General features: G+C 41.5%; 12 protein-coding genes. 1 reads left to right on the top strand and 11 read right to left on the bottom strand.

The annotated features are described in order from the left end of the window. Positions 1-280 precede the first annotated feature (280 nt). The 3 genes from G636_RS20930 to G636_RS0113435 all read right to left on the bottom strand — a co-directional run bounded on the left by G636_RS20930 (position 281) and on the right by G636_RS0113435 (position 6,600). Positions 281-6,040: an InlB B-repeat-containing protein gene (locus G636_RS20930; RefSeq protein WP_051227032.1), complete on the bottom strand. Its 5,760-nt coding sequence runs from the start codon at positions 6,038-6,040 to the stop codon at positions 281-283. A 21-nt stretch (positions 6,041-6,061) separates the two neighbouring features. Beyond that, entirely contained in the window at positions 6,062-6,232 is a 171-nt protein-coding gene (locus tag G636_RS21300) for a zinc-ribbon domain-containing protein (RefSeq protein ID WP_442855995.1), read from the bottom strand. Positions 6,233-6,363: 131 nt separating this feature from the next. Next, the gene (locus tag G636_RS0113435; RefSeq protein WP_026508477.1) at positions 6,364-6,600 is read right to left on the bottom strand and encodes a hypothetical protein; all 237 of its coding nucleotides are present in this window, start codon (positions 6,598-6,600) and stop codon (positions 6,364-6,366) included. A gap of 203 nt (positions 6,601-6,803) precedes the next feature. Between G636_RS0113435 and G636_RS0113430 the strand changes: the two genes are divergently transcribed. Next, on the top strand, positions 6,804-7,022 hold the full coding sequence (locus tag G636_RS0113430) for a helix-turn-helix domain-containing protein (RefSeq protein WP_035779710.1): 219 nt from the start codon (positions 6,804-6,806) through the stop codon (positions 7,020-7,022). Between the two features lie 175 nt (positions 7,023-7,197). On the opposite strand, the gene G636_RS0113425 is transcribed toward G636_RS0113430, so the two are convergent. The 8 genes from G636_RS0113425 to G636_RS18620 form a co-directional block, all read right to left on the bottom strand. Further along, entirely contained in the window at positions 7,198-8,184 is a 987-nt protein-coding gene (locus tag G636_RS0113425) for a LacI family DNA-binding transcriptional regulator (protein WP_026508475.1), read from the bottom strand. Between the two features lie 133 nt (positions 8,185-8,317). Continuing rightward, a complete protein-coding gene (locus tag G636_RS18625; protein WP_051227031.1) occupies positions 8,318-9,991 on the bottom strand; it encodes a DUF3502 domain-containing protein in 1,674 nt (557 codons plus the stop codon). 109 nt (positions 9,992-10,100) lie between these two features. Continuing rightward, on the bottom strand, positions 10,101-10,991 hold the full coding sequence (locus G636_RS0113415; protein ID WP_026508474.1) for a carbohydrate ABC transporter permease: 891 nt from the start codon (positions 10,989-10,991) through the stop codon (positions 10,101-10,103). 15 nt (positions 10,992-11,006) lie between these two features. Then, complete coding sequence (locus tag G636_RS20925; RefSeq protein WP_242826975.1) at positions 11,007-12,536, bottom strand: ABC transporter permease; 1,530 nt, start codon at positions 12,534-12,536, stop codon at positions 11,007-11,009. A gap of 79 nt (positions 12,537-12,615) precedes the next feature. Continuing rightward, positions 12,616-15,402 (bottom strand): glycoside hydrolase family 3 protein, encoded by a 2,787-nt coding sequence (locus tag G636_RS0113400; protein ID WP_026508472.1) that lies wholly within the window; start codon positions 15,400-15,402, stop codon positions 12,616-12,618. Between the two features lie 219 nt (positions 15,403-15,621). Further along, entirely contained in the window at positions 15,622-17,985 is a 2,364-nt protein-coding gene (locus G636_RS0113395) for an HD-GYP domain-containing protein (RefSeq protein ID WP_026508471.1), read from the bottom strand. A gap of 17 nt (positions 17,986-18,002) precedes the next feature. Beyond that, positions 18,003-18,767: a response regulator gene (locus tag G636_RS0113390; protein ID WP_035779708.1), complete on the bottom strand. Its 765-nt coding sequence runs from the start codon at positions 18,765-18,767 to the stop codon at positions 18,003-18,005. A gap of 55 nt (positions 18,768-18,822) precedes the next feature. After that, a complete protein-coding gene (locus G636_RS18620; RefSeq protein WP_242826974.1) occupies positions 18,823-23,040 on the bottom strand; it encodes a hybrid sensor histidine kinase/response regulator in 4,218 nt (1,405 codons plus the stop codon). Between the last annotated feature and the right edge of the window lie 13 nt (positions 23,041-23,053).

Below are 23,053 nucleotides of genomic sequence, written 5' to 3'. Positions count from 1 at the left end.
GTTCAGAATCACGATAACGCTGGATTCTTAGGACCTTATCCCTGTATTTCAGACCACTCTTACATTCCGGACAGATACATTCTTCTTCACTTTCAATAAAAAACACCCAATTTCTCATTGAAAGTTTTTGTATATTTTGATACGCTTACCATGGTTTTAAACCATGGATTCCGAAGGGATTGTCGCTTGCTAGGGGACCTCCTTTCGGAATCTTCCTTTCTACAGACTGATTGACAGTATATCAATCAATCCAGCGACAATCAAAGGTATCAACTAAAAGTCATTCAGAGAGGGTGCTAACATTAATAAATGTTGGGTCTGAAGAATACTGAGCTTGATATAGATAATGATCGCTTATATTGCTTTTTAGTACTCCATTATTTAATGTAGGCCTTATAACCACCTTTTCAGGAGTACTTACCTTCTCCCATATAATATATATCGTCACCTTGGATTTGTTTATGGACGATAGGCGAGCAAGGCCGGATACCTTATCTGCAGTGTTACGTATTATATATTTAGGATTGTATATACTACTTTTTCCGTTAGCACTTAATGCAATGCCTTTGGCTCTATATCCATTTCTAGTTGCTTCAATCTGAGTAATATCGCTAAATACATCTCCTCCCATTGCTCTGTTTAGATCTGAAAGCACATTCTGTGAATACCAATACTGTCCTAATACAAGAACATTTTTACTTCCGTTGATAACACCGCCATTAGGGTTAATCTGAACAGAGTAACTATTCTCACTAAACACCGGTATCAGCGTAATATTCCCAGTATTCTTCGGACCAATTTTTGTCACGTATCCAGACTTATTAGTTTTTACGTCCGTAGCCCCATCACAAAGCCATCCTTTAAACCTAAAACCTTCAGAAGACACCTTTGATGGAAGCGATATAGTTTTTCCAAATGTAACTTTCCCTGCAATCTTTGGAGTATTATATTTTATAGCATAGTCCGTAGTGTGTCCTTCAACTTTTGGAGCTCCTACGCTAATACTATACTCATTTGCCTTCCATACAGCATAAAGCTTCACAACTCTATTTTTTGCTATCAGCCCTCCTTCTTTTGATAATGTATTTTGAGGCTTAGCATTCTTTTTGAGCGCAAATCCGGAAAAAGTATATCCTTCTCTAACCCACTCTACATTCGAATCATAAAGATCTCTCATCGAATCGTAAGACACATCCGCAGAGTTCTTGTAATATATTCCTTGGCTACTAACCTGCCTGTTTAATCCTTTTTCAAAAACAACAGACGCATTTGGAAGCAACAATATCTTATATGTATTGACCTGATATACTGCTTTAATATTAAAAGAATCAATCTTACAACCTTTTTTTATCTTCAAGATATTCTTGTTAATACTATAGTCAGTATTTATGTTTCCTCCTGTAACTTCCCAATTAACAAAATCATATCCTTTTACGGCAGGCGCCTTAACTGTAGCTCCAGACGAAATAGAATAACTAACAGTCTTTTTCTCTCCTGTAGCACCGTTCTCAAAAGAGTAGAACAGCTTCTGAGGTTCGGTAATTACATATAGAGTAATGATATTTCCGTCCATTGCAGATCCAGCATTTTTAATTATTTCAGACATCTTATATGTACGGTTCAATTTATACTTAGGATTTTTATTCTTTGCCTTAAGAGCAAAACCTTTAACGCTTATTTTAGGACTATTTCCAGCATAGACTGATTTTGAAATATCACATGCAATATCTGTAAAATCATAAACTGAACCATACCCAGGAGCTGTAACAGATGAAAAATCACTTAAATCTGTTCCATCTGAACTCATAAATCTAAATCTATAATTGTTTTTCTCCTTCCACTCAGCTGTAAGTATGATATTACCATAGCTCTCGCCTTTTAAGAACAAACCATCTGATGATAAAGAAGCTGTAATACTTCCTGCTTTTTTATCTTTCATTGTTACCTTCCATCGTCTGAACTCATAGCCTACTCTGGAAGGTTTGCTGAGGCTTATATCATTTCCAGGCTTATAACTCTTAATAGCCGTTTTATTGATAGAACCACCAGAGCCTAGCGAATACTTTATAGTATAGCTAAGCGGCTCCCAGATAGCTTCCAAAACAATGTTGTTTCTACCAATAGCGCTAAGATTCTTTATTGATCCTGATGCAGCAATTGTCTTTGTAAGACCGTTATCATCAATATATTTCCAATTCTTGAATTTATAACCAGGCTTACTATATGAAACTCCCTTTAGTTCAAGTGATTCATCATAAGATAAAGAATATAAAGAATCATCGATATTAGTGATTTGCCCGCCATTCTTATTAAAACTTACAGAATACTTTGTTTTTTCAAAAACTGCATATAGCGTCAAATCTCCGGATCTGCCTCTATTAGGAGCACCAATAACATTTGCTTCTTTTCCAACCGTTACAAATCTGAATCTATTATATGTGTCATTTTCCAGAACTGATGTATAGTTATTCAAATACCACCCTTTAAAAACATATCCAGTTTTCTCCATTTGAGGAAGATAATATGCAGGGTTATCATTGTACTTATATCTATTCCTCAGTTCACCTGTTTTAACCTTGCCTCCATTTGTTACAAGATTTAGCTTATATTCATTCTCAGTGCTTGACCACCTAGCTCTGAAGATTACAACATCTCCCTCTTTCACGCCAAGGTTTGAAAGTGAAGCATTAACTCCTATTGTTTTCTCCACTCCGCCATTTACACTATAATTCCAGCCTATTAGATTTCTTGAATTATTGACGAATTCATCACCTGTCAAGTAGATGATTTCATCTGCTGCAAGCTTCTCTATATGGCCGTAACCGTATTCAGGAATAAACTCTACCTCGTATTTGCCTCCATCTCCTAACTGTGAAGCATTATCCCCTGCAACAAATATGGCTTTATATGAATAAGACGGGTTCCAATTTGCATAGATATCTATAGCTACAGTTTTATCTGAGTCACCGCTGCGAACATACTCTTTTTTAATTATATTTTTAGCTGTCAGTTCATTCTCTGAGAACAGATCATTACTTCCGGATGTCCAATCACAGAATAAAGCTCTTTTATCGTCGGAGATATTAAGGTTGGCAAAAATAGAATCAAACGAAATTTTCTGAGTTGATGCATTTGTGATTCTATATGTTTTAGTTACTTTGGTATCCCTTTCCAGATTGGAATGAAAAGTAACCTTGTACTCAATACTTGACCAATGAGCATAGAGCTTCGAATAACTACCATCATATTTTTCAGACGGATCTATTTTAATTCCGCCGGTCTTCTCTGTATACCATCCATCAAAATACATTCCTTCCAAGTGAGGAGTAAAAAGTTCTTCATTGTTTTGGTTAAGCTTTTGACCTACATATGCCAATATCCAGTTATCATGTAGGATGTTAGTATCATCATTGTATTGCAGAAGTATATAATCAGGTTCAGGCCTCCATATAGCATACAGAGTTACTACTCCACCATCTTCATCACAGTATGTGCTTATGGAATCAGAGTTTTCTTCAAATGTTGTTATTGTATTCCACGATCCATTTTCGGCATTATCCGGAACCTTTTCAACGGCCCATTTCAGGAAAAAGAAACCGTCCTTCACAAAATTATTGGAAGACAACACACTTGAAGAATCATATGAAAGTACCTGATCTCTCATCATACCGCTTCCACCATTAGCGTCAAATCTAACGATAAACTGAATCGGTCTGAGTTTTCCATACAAACTCAGATTCTGATTAATCTTAGTAGAGAAATCAAACAAAGTATTGTATTCCGGATCAGTATACCAACCTTCAAATACATACCCCTTCAGCGAAGGACTCTCAGGCTCGTCTACATTATCCCCTTGAATAACTTGAACTGCATCAAGCTGGTAATTTGTTTCAGGATCAAGATAATAAGCCCTTTCCATAAATCTGACAGTATATACATTCAGCCATTTTGCGTATAGAGTTATATCAGTCCAAAGAGGTGATGAGAAATCAAAAGGGATTTCTAAGTTTTCATCAACATACCAACCACCAAATACAAGGTCATTCTTCTCTGGTTGCTCCGGTTCTTCAGCTTTTTTACCTTTTTTTACAATCTGTACAGGGACTCTGCTTCCACCATTTGGATTAAATGTTACCTTAACCTCATCTGCCAGGGGCACAGGCTCCATATATATGGCATATATAGTTATAAAATTGTCTGAAATAGTATAATTACCTTCTCCCAAGGCAAGAATATCCTTAGGGCTTAAAGCCTTGGTTACCTCTACTCCTTTTCCGTCAGCCTTGGTATTCCAGCATACAAATACCATTCCTTTCAAGGGCTTTGCATCTGAAATATCACCAATCTTCTCACTATATAGAATGTTATTCTTATTGGCAGGGGCTGATACCCCACCATTAACATCAAAGCAAAAAGAATACTCGTTTTCTATCCACTTTGCATACAGAGTTATTGACTTTGCGACTGTATCAGCGGCAAAGTTCCATTTATTTATACAGCTATTTTCCTTATACCATCCAGCAAATTCATAGCCAAACCTAGTAGGATCAGCAGGAGCTGTAATCTTTTCTCCAGCAAGCAAATGCCCTATTGACGAAACGCTTGTGCCTCCTTGAGAATCAAAGCTCACAGTGTATTCCTGTAAAACTGTAACTTTACAAGTTGCAGTCTTATTTCCATCTACCGTTACAGCTATTATATCAGCAGCTCCAGCGCTCTTGGCTGTAATAACTCCGCCACTTGATACAGTAGCAACACTTGTATTACTACTCTTCCATGTCACACTCATATTAGTAGCATTAGAAGGAGTAATTGTTGCTTTAAGCTTTTTTGATTCATTTGGTCGCAGGGTGACACTAGTAGTGTCCAGAGTAACTCCAGTAACAGCTACTACTGGATCATGTACTTCAGCAAAAGTAGCTCCAAATACATTATTTCCAGCTGCATCATATACGTATATATGTGTATAGTAAACCCCTTTTTCGTTGTTGTGATCAGCTGTACTAATATGACAAGTCCATCTTCCATTTACTAACGATCCTTCATGCCATTTCAAATCATCTTGACCGTTGAAATCTGTCCATGTTGGAAATGCTACCCTTGTAACGCCAACATTATCTGAGGCAATACATGATACATCATATCCACGTGAATTAACATTTTCTACTCTGATATCAGTAATCGATGGGCTGATTGTATCAGTATTGATATCACCGCAAGCATATATATATCCTTGAAAACCACTGTTTAATACATAACCATGTCCAGAAGGATATTTAACATACCTTTTACCATGAGGATCACTATATTCTGTCACAAAAAAGTTTGCCCATTCAGATCCAGCTTGCCTTCCTGACCAAGCTGATTCTGACAAAGTTATAGTATTATTCTCTATTTTTTCAACAACAGCTACATGCCCACTACTCCAACAAGCAACTGCACCTAATTTCGGTGATTGCCCGTATGTATAATATCCGTTATTTTTGTTATAATCCCACCATCCACTTGCATTTCCCAATGATAATCTCGGCTTATTCCCCGTTATCTCCCATACTCTACCAAAAGCATAACAAGTACAATTAGGCATTCCATATCCTGATTGATAGAATGGATTGTTCGAATAATAATATGTATTTGATTTTTCTGGAGCGGACATTCTTGGCGTAAAAACATTCGCCATTACGTAAAAAAAATCTCCTCCACCACTACATCTGCCATCGAATTGTATTTCTTCTAATTCATTACTAATACAATTAATATCACAATCTTCTTCAAAAAATTCTATTTCATCTGTATCGAATAAATCTTCATTCAGTTCTTCACCCAAGTAGATATCTTCATTTTCGATGCTCTTATCATACCAGGCATCATCTTCAGTAAAAATATCATCAATGCCTTCAAGATTATCCATAGTGTTAGCATCGTTTATCAACTCATATCGTGATTCAATGTCAATCTCTGATGCGTTTACATCTACATATGGAATCAATAATGAAAAACATATAGATAAAACTAAGCCAAAAGAAATCAAACGTTTCATAATCATCCCTCCATCCATATATTAATCTGAAACATTAGGAGAACCGCATCTATTACAGAAGTTAGCTGTTTTTTTGATCTTATTACCACAATTACTGCAGAAACAATACTCCTGATTATTGTATTCATTTTCGCTTATTATTTTTGCAGTGGTTTTAATTTGAAAGGGCGGTTCAAAACTACTAAAAGTCAATTCCTGTGCAACACTATCATAGACTATTTCAGAATAAGTATTCGTTTGCGGGCCATATAGCTGTTGTCTTACACGCTCTTCAACAGATAACTCATTCGTTGTATCAGGGAAATAATAAGTAGTACTCGTGTTCAATGAATGACTACTTTTGGATCATCCAGAAAGGTCATAATTAATCCGAACAATACTATCAAAGATATTATAAGAACCGTCACAATAAATACTTCTTGTTCATTAAGAGGCAGTTGATAGTTATATAAAATAAATAAACGATTTGTATCATTGGAAATTGTTAAAATACTATAAAACGCCCCCAAACAGCTCATAAATGCAAATAATAAACTAATAACTTTACGCTCACTCATCATTTAATTCCCTCCTCCATTTGTTGTGTTAGATAAGCAAAAAACAATAGATTTTAGATATAGTATAACTATCTGTTATAGTTTAGACCAATCTGGTCTATAACTCAATAGTCCGCTTCGGTCTGAATATAATCAAATTAACAGCTTATTACAGAAATTCAACTCAGAAGTTTTTTGACAGATCATTTTGATAAGAGGTTGATTTGATGAAGAAATATGAGCGGATACGCAATCTCCGCGAAGACAAGGATCTGACACAAGAAGCAGTTGCAGCGTATCTCCATGTCTCACAGCGTACTTATTCACGTTATGAAAATGGTGAACGCTCTATCCCGACAGAAACGCTGATAATGCTTGCTGACTTTCATAACACCTCAGTAGACTACCTTCTTGGTCGTACAGATAAAATTCATTTTTTAGATTAAATAATATACATATACAATTATTAGCGTATTTATCTTATATATACCAACATAATCACCGGATACATATCACTCAAATCAAAAAATAACAACAGCACAAACTCAAAGAGTTTGTGCTGTTGTTATTTTTTGAGAAAAAGTCCGCAAAGCGAGCATTTATTCAAATGCATCTACTTCTTCATCTGGTGGATTCTCTCTCGATAAGGTGACCGTGTAGCTTGACTATGTCGCCCTCTTCTTCACCGTTTATCATCTTTATGAGTTTCTTCACAGCCATGATTCCCTGCTTCTCATATCCTGTCTTAACAGTAGTCAGCTTGGGGCTGTACCACTGACACATCTCAACGTCATCCACACCAACGACCATCACGTCTTCCGGTACGCGGTATCCGTTTGCAGTCAGAGCATCTATACATCCAAATGCACTAAGGTCGTTAGCGGCAAATATAGCTTCAGGTATTTCCAGACCCTCCTTCAGGAAGCTGCTCATAGCTTCACAGGCTATGGATCTGTCAAAAGCACCATACAACTCATATTCAGGCTCAATCCTGATATTGTTTAATCTCAGCCTTTCCAAAAATCCCTTATTTCTGTTAAGGGCATCGTAGTTGTCAAAGGCACCATTCATGATAGCAAACCTCGTGACACCTCTCTTTAGCAATGTGTCCGCAACCAGCATTCCATCTGCATAGGAATCAAACAGTATACTGGCGGCTTTGGGGCCTTTAAGTTCACGATCCAGGAATATGGTAGGTGTTTCCTGGTCCAATATCCTCTTGGCACCCTTATCATCAATACTACTGGATAGAATGACCGATCCATCTACTCTGTTACCCAGTATAGTGGTAAGAGCACTTCTTGATGAATTAGTCACAAATATATTCAGTTCATAACCATATTTAACACATTCCCAGAACATCAAATCTGCAAGAGTGGCAAAATAAGGTCCTTTTAATGATCTGGTCACAAGACCGATCACTTTTGTAGATTTCGCCTTAAGATTTCTGCCGTTTAAGTCAGGAATATAATGCATCTTATCAGCTATTTCCAATATTCTTTTTCTTGTCTCCTCTTTTACTACAGAAACATCATTCAGAGCATTTGAAACAGTAGATATAGATACACCTGCTTCCTTTGCAATATCCTTAATTGTTACTTTAGCCATAACATCCATCCTCTAATCGACGATTCTACTATTTTTTTATTGTGAAAACAAGGGCGACCGACAATTTAGTAATGCCTGTCGCCCGTTATTTAGACTCAATTTATAAGTGGGTAAAACTTGAAACAACTATTCTTTATTTGTATCCATACTCATCGCAGTATGCTATCCACTGAGAAGTGAAGCCTTCACGAACCTTCTCAAGACCTGCCTCTGTGACCTTTGTACGGAACTCTTCTACTGCAGCATCAACATCGTCAACAAGACCAGCCTGAAGAGGTGCAAGGTACTGTCTCATAACGTTGGATACAGCTGTTCTCTCAGCAGAGTAAGCTTCGTAATCTTCTGTGAAACCGGAGTAGATATCTGTGTTGGGGAACTTGGTCTTTTCACCGATCTTCTCAAGCTTGTCGAACATCTCGTTCTGAAGAGCATCGTTCTCTGTCATAAGCTTGAAGTCGCCGTTTCTCAGGTTCCATGTGCTGAAGCCTTCATAAGCAAACTTTGTATCAGGAACTGCTTCGTAGAGATCGCCATCAGCCAGTGTGTAGTGAGTACCCTCGATACCGCACTGTACCAGTCTGTTCATCTCTTCGTCAGTCATGAAGTACTGTACTACAGCAAGTGCTCTCTCAGGATTCTTGCAGCCTCTTACGATAGATGTTGCGTTCTGAGTAGCATGTCCGGGATAGATAACACCTGTAACTTCGCCGTATGCAAGGTAAGCTGTCTCCCAGCCCTGTCCAGCATCTTCGAAATCCTTGACGCCGGAAACATACTTAGCAGGGTTCTGACCCTGAGGGATAGCTACGCACAGACCGTTCTTGTATGCTTCGGAATCGTTAGTATCAGACAGTGCAGACTTTGACCAGAATCCGTAGTCAGCCCATCTCTTCATGGTCTTCATATCTTCTACGAAATCATCTGAGAACCAATAATCTGTTACATCTTCAGGTGTATCATAGTTTGCAGCAAGACCATAAGGAAGTCCGTTGATTGTTACCCAAGGATACTTAAGGTTCAGTGCCCATGCAGCATCGAAAGCAACCTGGAGACCCTGGCTCTCTTCTGTTGTAGCTGCAAGGATAGGCTGATCAGGCATATTGTCCTTTATGCCCTTCATGTAAGCTTCAAAGTTCTCGATAGAATCCGGAACAGGCAGATCAAACTGCTTTCTCAGATCTTCACGATATGTGATACCGGATGATACGTACTCGGGCCATGTATTGGGAATAGCATATACGCTACCGTCTACAGAGCACATGTTCAGTCTTTCTTCACCGATGAGATCCCTCAGATCTGTGCAGTATGTATCAAGAATATCATCCAGCTCAAGGAATGCACCGGACTTAGCAAGTCTGCCGAAGTTCAGCCAGTTAGCAACGTAGATAAGATCAGCGCCGCCACTTGTCAGCTCCAGAGAGTACTTCTGCTGGAAATCTGTCCATGTGGAGAACTGGAAATCGATGGAGCAGTTCAGCTTCTCATTGAGCTTTTCATTGATAGCATCCTCTACTACCTGCTCATCTTCGGGAGCATCACCCATAACATAGAATACAAGGTCTACATGCTCAGAAGTATCAAGCTCCTGTGCCTCTGCAGCCTCTCCTGCATCCTCAGCCTCGTCTGCTGTCTCGTCTGCTGCTTCCTCTTCTGCAGCATCCTCAGCTGCATCCTCAGCTGCATCCTCAGCTGCCTCTTCTGTTGCAGGTGCATAGGTATCCTCGTTAGAAGATCCTGAGCAGCCAACTGCAGCAGCAGCCATTGTTCCTGCCATAAGCAGGCTCAACAGTTTCTTACCGTTTTTCATAATAACCCTTCCTTTCTCTCGTTGTCTCTGATCAACGAAACAATAGTTTATATGCTATTAAAGCTCCCTTGAGCCATAAAAGCCTTTGCAATAAGTTCCCTATAATACATCAACCCTTAACCGCACCAACAGTGATACCTGATACGAAATACTTCTGTACAAAAGGATAGAACAAAAGTACAGGGCCTGTTGACACAACAGCCATTGCCAGCTTAACTGACTGAGTGGGAAGATCTCCTGTTACGATACCGATATTCTGTGACATCTGCTTGATAGCTGTAGAAGCATTGAGCAGATCATAGAGGTAGAACTGAAGCTCCCATGTGGTTGAATCTGTACTAAACATTGATGAACGATACCAGTCATTCCAATAACCAAGTGCAAGGAACAGACCTATAGTAGCAAGTCCGGGGCCCAGTACAGGCATTACGATCCTGGAGAAGATAGTCACATGTCCGGCGCCGTCAATCTTGGCAGACTCTGTAATAGCATCCGGCACACTTCCTACGATAAAGGTTCTCATCAGGATTACCAGGAAAGGGCTCATAAGAGCCGGAAACCAGATAGCCAGTGTTGAACCCTTCAGTCCCAGTACACTGGAGTACATGAGATACCAGGGAATAGTACCGCCTCCAAAGATGCTGGTGAAGTAGATAAGGAATGAAACTGTATTTCTGTACTTAAACTCTTTTCTGGAGATAACATATGCTGTCATGGTGATCATCATAAGACCAATGGCAGTTCCCACACCTGTGTAGAAAAATGTCATCTTGTATGCCTGAAGGATATCCTGAGGTGCCTTAAAGATAGTCTGATAAGCACTTATGGTAACATCCCTGGGAAGAAGGCTGTAACCCTTGGTAAGGATAGTCTTGTTATCTGTAAATGATCCGGAGAGGATCATGATAAAAGGGATAACACAGCCAATAGATCCCAAAGTAAGCAGTGTATATGAAATGATATTAAATATAATGGACGCAGGTCCCTTTTTGATCTTCATTATTATTCGCCCCCTTTAGAACAATGCATACTCGGCATTCTTTCTCTTAACTACCCAGTTGGTAACTACAATGAGAACGAAGCCAAATACTGACTGATACAGACCTGCAGCGGTACCAAGACCGATACTCAGAGGCTGTGTCATTGCGATTCGGTATACATAGGTATCCAGAATGTCGGTGATATTGTAGAGTACGCCGTTATTACCGATCATCTGATAGAAGAGCTCGAACTGACCCTTCATGATACCGCCCAGTGCATAGAGGAGCAGAATGATAAATGTAGGCTTGAGCTGAGGAAGTGTAATAAATCTGATCTGCTGGAATATATTAGCACCGTCAACCTTGGCTGCATCATAAAGCTCTGCATCAATACCCATGATAGTAGCCAGATATACAACCATTCCGTATCCGATATTCTTCCAGATAAAGAAGATTGTGATCAGGAAGGGCCAGTATAAAGGTGTGTTGTAAAAGTCGATCCTCTCTCCGCCCAGTGAAGTGATCAGAGTATTGATAACACCGTACTGATACTCAAAGATGTTGTAAATGATAACCTTCAGGATAACGAAGGATACGAAGTAAGGCATAAACATCAGAGTCTGTGCTGACTTCTTGAACCACTTTACGGTTATCTGGCTTACCAGTATGGCAAAGACAATCTGAAGCGCATTTCCAAGAAGGATAAATACTACGTTGTAGAGAACTGTATTTCTTGTGAGTCTGAAAAGATCTGCAGATACAAGATACTCAAAGTTCTTGAAGCCTACAAAAGGGCTTGCCCAAAGTCCGTCTCTGAAGTTGAACTGAGTAAATGCGTAGTAAACACCTGCCATAGGAAGGTAATTGTTGATAAGGAAATATACAAAGGTGGGAACCAGCATCAGGAACAATACCCAGTTCTTCTTGATCTCCATCAGAAGTCCATGCTCATGATAGATCCTTCTCTCAGCTACCTGCATGTTCTTCACTATCACATAACCAATAACAGAAACTGCGATCACAAGATATACAAAGACTGTTGGTCTGATAGCTTCAAGACCAAGATTTTTCTTTGCAAAAGCTGCAAAGATCAGAGCTACGCATCCTGTCAATACGCCAAAGAGCATTGCTGCTTCACCGGCCCCGTAGATACCAAGGTAGCCCTTTTTATCTGTCTTGTTCAGAGCACCTTTTACAATATATACAATCTGGAAATACAGACATGCACATGCCAGGATCAGCATCATCATTGCAAAGAGTCCCAGGATACCTGCTCCTGAATGCTGTACAAAAGACAACATGTTAAATACTGAATATCCGCCCTTAAGCTTTGCAACTTCATCAGCTGCTACCTTTAATTTCTTGACAAGCTTATAGCCGTTCACGATCTTAAACCAGTTAAACAGGGGAAGCATTGTCAACAGCGTTATTGCTGAAGCTGCCATTGACAAGAGAATTCCCAGCTTTCTGCCGGCTACCTGAGCGTTAAGTCTCTCCACAAGACCTGAGCCTTTCGCTTTATCCTTAGCGGATACATCGGCGCGGCTTAAACCAACTTCCTTCATAATTCCTCCTTAATCCCACTTTCACTTTGTTCACTCATTACTTTTTTGCCTCTTTGGTCCTGATAGGCACATAGCACTGTCAATCCTTTTCCTCTAGGAATTCCAGATACTCAACTTCCATACCGGGCTTGGGGAATCTCAGCTGCAAATGGTACCAGCCTCGCTTCAATATTACAGTCAGAAGCTTTTGTCTGATCCATCTGCCGTCTGTGCCATTGGTCTGGAAGGTTACCAGTTCTTCTCCATTGATCAGAGCCTGACAGACTGTCTGAGCTCTGTCGCTGCTCTTAAAGGTCAGGTTGGACACCACTCCAAACCTGGCATCTTCTTCGTTGAAGAACCATATATCCTGCTCTTTATCAAGCATGATCCTGGGGGACTTCTGGAGTACAGGTCCTATATGACCATCAGCGGCATCTGCCCCTTCAAATTCAGGAATCTTAAGTTCCATTTCCTGAAGATGATCAAATGCAGGCATATCCATCAGTACACCACAGAGATTCATTGCACCTCTTTGGAGTTCTCCAATAGTGAGCCTTCCGGCATCCAGAGCTTCCATAGTGTCATCACCAAAGGCATTGATCTCAGCACCATTGTTATTGACTACCATGTAGACATCATTCTGAGCCCTGATCATATCTCCGGTACGGCTATGGTCTGCTTCGCTGCCGCCAGTGATAACATCATTCATTGTGGCCCACCAGTCTGACATTACCAGTCCCTTAAATCCCCATTCCTTCCTCAGGAGGGTAGTTGTCAGATCATAATTAGATGCTGCCCAATAGCCGTTAACAGGATTGTAAGATGTCATGACGCTTCTTGCGCCGCCCTCTCTTACTGCTATCTCGAATCCCTTAAGGTAGATCTCTCTAAGTGCCCTCTGGGACAGGACTGCCTCAACCTTGTGCCTGTTGTACTCCTGAGAGTTGCAGGCAAAATGCTTTATGGTGGCAAATACGCCGTTCTTACCAATACCTCTGACAATAGCTGCAGCCATCTTGCCGGTGAGAAGCGGATCTTCACTGAAATATTCGAAGTTCCTGCCGCAGAGAGGATGTCTGTGTATATTCATTCCGGGTCCAAGGAGTGTATCGATCCTGTTTCTCACCATCTCTTTGCCCAGAAGTGTAAATGCTTCTTCTATCAGCTCTATGTCAAATGTGCAGGCCAGAAGCGTGCCAATAGGCATCTGAGTCGCCTTAAGGCCTCCGTCCATTCTGATACCCGAAGGTCCGTCAGAACAGCAGCCAAGGGGTATACCAAACTCTAAGAGTCTGTCAGATACTCCTCCAAAGCAGGATGCTGTACCGGGAGTCACCTTGATGGAACACATACCCTCGCCTCTTGCGATGGTAGCCAGGTCGTTAACAGAGAGCTGAGCTATGAAATCCTCCATGCTGCACTTGCCGTCTTTGACCATCTTTAAGGTCAGGCCCTTATTACCTGTGATCTCAAGGTCCTTTGGAAGTCTATCTTTGATCCTTGCTGCAAGATCAGTCTCTCTAAGAGGAGCATCTTCATATGCCTCCTGATAAGAACCGTCTTCTATGGGCTGTCCAACTACCATTCTCTTAAAGGCTGTAACGGGAGCCAGAGCTTCCTCGCATTGTACAAGAGCGTAGGTCTGATCTACCTTGTAGGAATCACTGCCGTCCACCTTGATCACACTGGTATCTCTCACACTGTTTCCCAGGTGGAAGAAATGATCACCGGCTTCAATTACATATGCGTTCTTAAATCCGCTCTTTCCGCTGTCATCAAATACTGCCAGATTTATAAGAGGAACTGTAATAGTAATGTCCTCTTCTTCGCCTGCTTCAAGGAGCCTTGTCTTTGTAAATCCTGCCAGTACTCTTGAAGGCCTGCCTATGCCTGTCTGTGGTCCTTCTATATATATCTGGACTACTTCCTTGCCTTTATAATCACCTATATTCTTAACGTTTGCTTTTACTACAAACTCTTCACTGTCTTTATTAAAAAAGCAGTCCGCGGATTTGATTTCAAACTCTGTATAGCTAAGGCCAAATCCGAAGGGATAGCGAACCGCTTTTTTGTTAAAGGTCTCAAAATATCTGTAGCCTACATATATATCATCTTGATATATATTACTAAGCTCGCCTCCAAAGCTCTTATCAGAAGGATAATCGGAAATATTGTAAGCAATGGTATCTGAGAGCTTGCCCTGTGCAGGTACAAGACCTGTCAGCACATCTGCAGCTCCTCTTCCGCCTTCCATACCTCCCTGCCATGCATAGAGGATAGCCTTTATGGAAGAAGGTCTTGCAGCTTTGTCCACAAAGCTCATATCTATAACATTGGAAACGTTCAGCACGATGATCACATCACCAAAAGCCTCGCTGACATTGTCTATCAACTCCTGCTCTGTATCTGACAAGAGAAATGCGCCTTTGGCATAGGTGTTATCCTTGTCTTCGCCTGCAGTCCTTCCTATAACTATCACTGCCTTATGGGATCTCTTTGCAGCGTCCTCTGCAAGCTGTCTTGATACAGGCATCTCCTGCTGGCTCCAGGGCTCTGCTGCCCAGCCGCCTCCGCCGTTATCAAAGGGATTATCTATGAGCCAGTCTCTGTAAACCTTTTCAAGCTTCTCATCCACACTGACTGCCGGATTGTCCTTTAATGAATCCAGCAGGTTGGTAGTGTATTCCACATTTACGGCTCCGCCAGAGCCTGTACCGCTTCTGTAATATTCTATCTGGCATCTTCCAAAGACGGCTACGGATTCACCACCGCGAAGGGGCAAAACCTTGTCGGTATTTCGTAAGAGTACCGCACCTTCAGCGGCTGCTTTTCTAGCAAGATCCGCCAGCCCTTCCATGGGTATGCCAAGTTTGTCTTTTGTCATCTCAAGCTCCCTAGAAACGTTTTTATCGAAATTTTTTAAAAAAACATTTTTATACTGATGAATCATGACTTCTTGAATAACAAAAACAGTATAAAAACGTTTTTATATTATACAAATTAACACAGGGTTATCCGGAATGCAATTACCTATTTTTTTTTCGTTAAAAGCTATCTAAATCCGCATACGTTTTTTGGTATATTTTAACAAAAGCTTTTCTGATCACGCTCTTATCCTAATGTCAGTAAGTGCCACCTGGTCACCGGTAAGAGCCACATAGACAGTATCACTACCGTCTCTGATCTCACATTTATAATCCAGCTTAAGTCCCATGTTCTCAGTAGACAGCTGCAGTTTTCTGCCAGACTTTTTAAAGGCCACGCTGCACTCTATCCCTTCCTTGCACTTCTCCTTCCATGTATTCCAGCCGGGGAAGCCGTCTTTTTTCTTCAAGGAGAAGCTGCTATCAGTATACTTATCAACTCCGCCGGCTTCACCATTTATCTTGACAAGGGCATATTCACGATAGCCCTCTCCATTTACTCTGCCGTCATTGGAGAAAAAGAGGACTACATAAGGACAATGCCATACCAGATTAGCGGAAGGCAGGCTCATACTGTGGAAATCAATTCGAAGTCCATCCTCCACCCTGACTCCCTGGCTGGCTGCTGATCTGTTATTGTCAATCTGGATATTGGGAAGATCTGCTTCCATTCTGCCTGTATAATTGATCTCAGATGCGATCTTTCTGATATCTCCTTCCTCCACCTTTTCACCGGTATGCTCTACGGCGATATCATAAATTCTGCAATTTTCTCCTGTCAGAGCCAGATATACTGACCCTGATCTGTCGGGCATGGCAATCACAGCCTCCAGACTTTGGCCGCCATGCTCCATTATCAGGGACATATGGTCTTCAAATCTGGCAGCTGTCACAATATAGCTATGCTCCGTTGTTTTGAGCCCTGTAGGCTCTGCTACCCTTACTTCCAGTTTTCTGGCTGCGGTGGATACAAAGTGTCCGTCAAACCACAGTTCACCATACTCTATATACTGATAGGCTTCAACAGCCTTGGGGTCCGAATGGATATGCCTGTCGTAAGAATCAAAGACAATAAGGACCGGCTCTGAAAATAAGCCATGTTCTCTCCCTTTAAGCTCAGCTTTAAAGGATAACCTTACCTTATTGACCGACACAGGTATTCCCGCAGTCACAGAGCCTTTATAATCTTTACATAAAAGCTCTTTATCAATATGGGACAATTCATCCTCTTTCCTGTCAAAATTCACTTCATCCATGAGTTTCAAAAAGGATTCCGATATCTCAGGATCAAATTCGCTGCCGGTCTGCTTGACTATCTCCTCTCTTACATACTGATAAGGCAGAGCATCACTGTAACCAACCGGCATCATCATGCTGTCATAGGCATCACATATAGCTACGATCCTTGATATCTCCGGGATATCGCTGCCCTTAAGGCCCTTCGGATAGCCCTTACCATCATATCGCTCTTTACTGGCTATCACGCTTTCACCAAGTGCGGGATATTCCGTTATCGAAGATAGTATCCTGGCCCCCTCTATGGGCTTTTGTTTTAGCAGCTCATATTCTTCAATAGTCAGATCATCTTCTCTTTTGAGTACACTGTCAGGCATAGCCATCATGCCTATGTCGTGGAGGAGTGCTGCATAATACACATCATCACATTCCCGGGGATCCTTGCCCATACTTTCCGCCAGCTTTCTGGCAAGCCTCGCAACTCTCCCCGAATGCCCCGGAGCATAGCTCTTCCTGCCTTCAACTGCTGACATAAAAGCATTGGCACACTGGTCAAAGAGCTTTTTCATCCTGAACTTTTCCTTTTCCAGCTCTACCTTTTCATTCTGATGAGAGATTTCCACATTTCTGTTCAGATCAAGATATGCAAAGATATAAAGGAGAATGGATACAAAAACCAGCGAGATATTGACTATGGATATTCCAAAGGTAAAGATCTGCAGTATACCTACTGCTATGGGCACGAAAATAAAAGAGCTAAGGGAAATATAGACAATGCGGCTAAATGACCTTCGATAGTGCATTATCACCGTAAACTGAATGACAGGACAGACAACAGGTACCACATAGGCCAGAACAAAGCCCGGGCCTCTATGATATATATTGTATTCATCATAGTAATAATAAAAGCCTGTAAACTGGGACAAAAAGACAAGCAGCATCTCCGCTGAGGTAGCAAATCTTACAATGACCAGCCTAAGAGGTGTCTTGGGAACTCTGGCCTCTTCTGCCAAAAGGTCCTCAAGGTACATATTAAATCCCAGCACAATAGCCGCAGTCATCAGATATACCACAAGATTACTGATCCTGTGCATTACAATACCAAATGCGGACAGATCGCCATCGTAGATATATGCCATGCGGTCAAAGAAGAGAAGAAAAGTGGCGATAAACTCCATCAAAATCAGATCTCTTTTTTTATTCCTGCTGAGAAATTTAGTAAAAAAGAGAAGGATGGCAAATGTAGCACAGGTCGCAGAAAGGGCCAGCATTATATCCAGTTGGTATCTTCTGATAAAGTCAAACATTGGATCTTCACTCCCTTTTATCTGGCATAGTGCAGGATAAAGAATTCATTGAGCTTCTCCAAAAGCTCATCACTCTTAATATTCTTGAGAAAATAGCCTTCGGGCTTAAGGGCCACCACCGCCATGACACTTTCCTTGTCACTCTTACCCGTGAGGAACATGACAGGTATGGACTTGGTCTCTTCATCACTCCTTAACATCTCCAGCACCTGAGGGCCGCTGGTCACAGGCATCTCGTGATCCAAAAGGATCAGGTCCACCTTGTTTTTGCCCAGGAACTTAATAGCCTGGAGACCGGAGTTAGCCATAAATACCTTATAGGTTCCCTTTAGCCACTGCCTTACCAGATTCAGATACTGAGGATCATCATCCACTATAAGGATGCTCTTTTTAAACTCACCGGAGTCCATCTTGGTAAAAAAGTCAGAGACAGTAGACACAAACTGAGCATTATCAACAGGCCTTGAAAAAACATAATATATCAGCTCATCAGGCACTCTCTCATGTACGAATTTAAGCTCTGTAGCTTCACCTATGAGAATGAGCATGCCTCCTTTTTCTTCAAGTGTATCCGTCAAAAAATGGAGTACATCTTCAGCTATCCCATAGCCATCTTCCATGTAGAGAGCTATGAGCTGTACTTCATCCAGCTTGTCTCCAAGAGCATTGACAGTGCAGGGCACAAATTCGCAGTCTATGCGCGCCTCCTGCACTTTTTTGATCAGGACCCTGGCAATAAATGATTCTTTTTCTCCGGTAAAAAGTATCCTCTTATTGGTCATCTCATTCCTCCATGCTCTGCGCAGTTCGCAGTGCCTGCAAAGAAAACCGGACATATTAAACGTCGGACTTGTTTATCAGTTCTTCCATTGTTTCCCAGTCAAAGAGCTTAAGGAGTTTATCCAGCTCTTCTATACGTTCTTCATCTTCATCAGGCAGCCTATACTCAGAGAGCTGCTCCAATATCATCTCTACGGAATCATAATCCATCTGAGGGATAACATCGCGGAGAGCCTCATAGGCATCCTTCAGGTCTTCTTCTGATATTTTCGGCAGATTTTGGGATTTCTTATTGTTCTCTTTCAGATTCTTTAATTTATCTTTATAAGCAAGATAATCCTCCAGCAGCTCCGTAGTATGCGCATCTATATAAGCCTTGTCTTTTCTGTTGCCTGCATCCTCCAATTGCAGCGCCTTTTCTGACAGCTCCATTGCGCCTATGATGCGGGCCGAGCTCTTAAGAGCATGTACCTTGATAGTATAGAGCCTTATATTATCGCTTTCGTAGGAATCGCTTATAACCTTATAATTTTCATCAATGGTATCCAGGAAGAGATTCAGCGAGTAGATATAATTGGAGATGCCGCCGGAATTCCTGATACCTTCATCTGCAGATATACCCTCAGTCTCATATATCCAGAACATATTTTCAGGCATCTCATCAAGCTCTGTTACCACATCTTCAGCGCCCGGCTTTTCCATCTTCTCTTCAGGCAGGTGCTTCATGATGGTCTCTTCCAGCTTCTGAGTCTCTATGGGCTTTGCCAGATAACCGTTAAAGCCTTTGGATTTGTAGAATTCCTCACCTGCAGTAGCATTGGCGGTAAGGGCATAGACAGGAAGGTCCGGATGGGTCTTTCTGATCTCTGCCACAGTCTCTATACCATCCATTCCGGGCATCATATGATCCAAAAATACCAGATCATAGTCATTTACCTTGATCTTCTCAAGAGCATCCTCGCCGCTGGTAGATGTGGTCACAAATACCCTTGTTGCCTTCAACAGTCCCTTGATGACATTGAGGTTCATGCTATTATCATCCACAACCAGGATATCCGCATCGGGAGCCACAAACTTTGGTATATACTGACCGCTTGAAGATGTCTCTTCCCTTTCTTTGAATATACCAAGAGGACTGTCATCTACGATCTTCTGAGTCAGTGTAAAGATAAAATCAGAGCCTTCTCCGTATACACTCTCGCACCAGAGTCTGCCGCCCATAAGCTCCGCAAACCTTCTGGATATATCAAGACCAAGGCCGGTACCCTGGATATTACTGTTCTTCTCTTCGTCCAATCTCTCATAGGCTGCAAAGAGTTTGTCCATATCCTCCTGCCTGACACCCATACCCGTATCTTTGACTGAGAAACGAACTACCGCCTTATCATCCTGTCTCTCATCCATAGATACTGTAAGACATATTCCGCCCTTGGCTGTATATTTGACAGCATTAGTCAAAAGATTAAGTACTATCTGCTTGATCTTGCCACTGTCACCATAGAATTTAACCGGCAATATCTCATCTATGACCACATCAAAGCCCAGCTCTTTTTCTGTACTTCTGGGTCTGATCATAGCAACAATAGACCTTAGCATATCCACGCTGTCATAATCCTGTTCTACCAGGTGCATCTTGCCTGATTCCATCTTGGACATATCCAGGAGATCATTAACAAGGCTAAGGAGTGCTTCCGAAGCATTGCGTATGTCCATGGAATAATTAAACATAGCAAGGTAGTAGCCTTTGGGTACGCCTGAAGCGTTCTCTCTCATGATCATCTCATTCATGCCCATAATGGTATTTATGGGAGTACGGATCTCATGAGACATATTAGCCAGGAACCTGGTTTTGGCCTTATTTGCATTCTCAGCTTCTTCTTTGGCAAGCCTGATCTCTTCATACTGACGGCTGACAACTGTAGATTTCATGAATCTCCATACTATAAAGCCTGCCAGCAGTATCACCATGGCCATAAATGCCAGTCTCACAATCAAAAGCTCAGTAAATCTGGGGCGTTTGATAAGTGAATATACATCATCCTGCAAGATACTGTCGGATACCTTATCCAGAATCTGTATATGCAGCAGATAATTGCCATAAGGGAGCCTTGTGTAATCAAGGCTTGTCAGCTGACTCCTGGGAACTGTGATTCCTTCATCCCTTAGTCCTTCCAGATAAACATGGACCGTGGGATTCATCATTGAATAGTCCATTACAGATGCATCTATCTCTATACGTCCATCTGATGCAGGGATCATATATATTCCATTTTCACCGGGATATATCCTCTCATCATCACAATAGACAGCATTGATATCTGTCAGAAGAGTATCATCATAGTCCAGTCCATTTGCGATATCCGCCTTGATCACGCCGTCTCGTCCGGCAATATATATATATCCATCCTCATCAATGGCACTGTAGGAATTACTGGTAATGGCATAAGGCATACCGTTTTCCACAGTAAAAAGCCTGTAATCCGATATAGAATCATTCAGCATATCTTCTATCTTTACTTCATATATGCCATACGAAGAAAGGATCCAGGCCAGTCCATTATCCTGAAGGTAGATATCGTAATTGTTGTTGTAAGGAAAAGAGCTTATCTCCCTTATCCTGCCATCCTTTATATACTCAATAGAATTAGATGTGACCAGCCAGTATACACCTCTCTCATCATCCTTGACTATCCTCATCACAACATCACTGGTGAGGCCATCTTCGCGCCCAAGCCTGGTGAGGCCTTTCTTATCGATCTTGTATAGGCCGTCTCCATCAGTACCTACCAGATAGCTCCCATCCTCGTATTCAGAAACGGTGAGCAGTACTGTATTCTTCATTCCATCATTGGCACCTACAGTCTTTAGAAAACCGCCGTCTTTGAGCACTGCAAGGCCGCCATTGGTACCAGCCAGTATTTTATTATCAGAGCTTATATATATGCTCCTGACCTGGTTATCAGGCATGCCGTTTTTGCGAGTATAATTTTTGATCTTACTGTTTGAATCATAGCAAACAAGGCCCAGATCATTATTAAAGCAGGCAATCCACAGATTGCCCTTATTATCTGCCTTGATACAGCGTATCCTGGTGCCTGTCAGATATTTGGCCAGTTCATTTATGACCTGGATACCATCCTTTTGCCTGATCACCATAAGGCCGTTATCTGTGCCTATATAAATATATCCGTTATGAATGCACACTGCGTTGGTAACATCTCCGGGCAGCATGAGATACTTGTTATAATCCAGGAAGTTATTGCTCACCAGCTTCATCACGCCTTGGGTTGATGATGCAAACCACATATTACCCTGATAATCAGAAGTCATCATTTCTATTCCGCTGTCAAAGGGCAGTCCTGATATAAGGGTAAATTTATTGAGCGCATCAAGATAGCCTATGCTCCTAAGAGAAGATATCCATACCCTTCCGCACTCATAGCTTATGCAATATATACCCTCCAGGGGAGCCACAGATATAGTCTCCATCTGGGCTGCTCTCTGACCAAAGGTGCCATGATAGACCACGCTTCCCTCGGTCCCTATATAGATCATGCCCTCGTTAACAGGATCCACCATTATAGTTGAAGCTTCCTCAATGCCAAGGTTACTGCTGGTATAGATCTTGGTAACCTTGCAATTTTTGATGGTAAAAAGATACCCGTTACCTGTCTGACCATATATAATACCGTTATTGTCATAATCCATTTTGAGTATACGCTCTTTGTCCAAAAGATTATTGGAAACAAGGTGTATGTTCATATCAGGATCTGCATAGCATATTCCTGAGGTAGTGCCTATAAAGACATTACCTTCGCCATCTTCTTCAAAGGTACGTATGGATGAAGCAGGCAGTTCGCTCTCATAGGACAGATGTGTATACTCATTATGATCTATGACAACCACGCCATTGTCATTGGTTCCTACCCATATCCTGCCCTTACTGTCTTCAAAAAGCACTCTGGCACTGGTAAGGCCTGTGGAAGTATCCAGTCTTTCAAACTTTGAGCCATCATAACGTATCACTCCGCTGTAGCCGCCTATCCAGATATGACCATCTGAAGCTGCCAGTATATTCATGGCATCTGAAGTAGGCAGTCCATTGGATGCATCATATACTTCAGCAGTGTAGCCTACTCCGGGCAACTGCTTGGTCACAGCGTATCCGCCGCCATAATCGTGAGCAGAGGCACTCAAAGGAAGCAGCATCATGAAAAGAGCTGCTGCCAGTGCAATAACTGTATATATTGCTGCCTTTGGACTACGCTTATCCACCAATATCCTCCAA

Source organism: Butyrivibrio sp. MC2013, assembly GCF_000424585.1.
Classification (GTDB): Bacteria; Bacillota; Clostridia; order Lachnospirales; family Lachnospiraceae; genus Butyrivibrio.
Note: the sequence above shows the minus strand (reverse complement) of the source record. Positions and strands in the feature narration are given on the sequence as shown.